Annotated in this window: 2 protein-coding genes; both read right to left on the bottom strand. The window is 43.4% G+C overall.

Features of this window, described 5'->3' with window-relative positions:
- The coding region (locus Q0296_RS00455; protein WP_298035630.1) for an ABC transporter ATP-binding protein at positions 1-445 on the bottom strand (445 nt) is incomplete at its 3' end.
- A partial coding sequence (locus Q0296_RS00450; RefSeq protein WP_298035629.1) for an iron ABC transporter permease occupies positions 442-1,010 on the bottom strand: 569 nt, incomplete at its 5' end. The genes Q0296_RS00455 and Q0296_RS00450, both read right to left, overlap by 4 nt.

Genomic DNA, 1,010 nt, shown 5'->3' with positions numbered 1-1,010 from the left:
TCAAAACCATTTGCCTTTCGCCGCCGCTGATATCGGTGTAAATTTTATCTGCAAATTCGCTTATCCCTAGTATTTCAAGCTTTTGAAGGGCTATCTTTACGTCATTTGCGCTAGGGCTTTCAAATGTTCCAATAAAGGGCGAGCGCCCCATTAAAACGACGTCTAAAACCTTAAAAGTAAACGGCGGAGTATGAGCCTGAGGCACGTAGCTAACGATCTTTGCTCGCTCTTTATCGTTTAAAGCGAAAAAATTTCTCCCATCTGCAAAAACCTCACCGCCAAAAGGCTTTAAAAATCCCAAAATGGTCTTAAAAACAGTTGTTTTACCAACCCCATTTGGCCCTAACAAGCATAAAATTTCACCATCTTTTAGCTCTGCATTAAAGTCCTTTACGACTAACTTTTTGCCATATCCGCAGCTTAAATTTTTTATCTCAAATTTCACAGCCAGCCCTTTTTGCTTTGATAAAGCAAGTAGATAAAAACGGGTGCGCCAATCAGCGAGGTGATGATACCAAGGGGTATCTCGCTAGCCATCGCGCACCTTGCGATCGTATCTACTACTAGCAAAAATAGTGCGCCAACTAGCATTGAAGCGGGCAAGAGGACGTTAAAATTTGCCCCCACGATAGAACGAGCGATGTGCGGCACGATGAGTCCGACCCAGCCTATGATACCGCAAAATGCCACGCTAGAAGCTGTCAGCAAAGTAGAGGCACAGATGATGATGAGGCTATAAAATTTGACATTTACGCCCATAGCCTTTGCTTCTTCTTCGCCAAATGCCAAGATATTTAGTCTAAATCTAAGCAAAAACAGAGGCACCAAGCAAAGCGCCGTGACGCCTAGCATATAAAGGACGTTTTGATATCCTCCAGTTCGAGCTAGGCTACCCATCAGCCAAAATGTGATTTCTGGTAGCTTATTTTCGCTATCTGCTAGAAATTTTAAAAGCGAGCTAAAGGCGGCAAAAAGCGAAGATATGACGACGCCTGAGAGAACCATTATGA

Origin of the sequence: uncultured Campylobacter sp. (assembly GCF_937890585.1) — a bacterium.
Taxonomy (GTDB): domain Bacteria; phylum Campylobacterota; class Campylobacteria; order Campylobacterales; family Campylobacteraceae; genus Campylobacter_A.
This window is presented reverse-complemented; position numbering and strand designations above follow the sequence as displayed.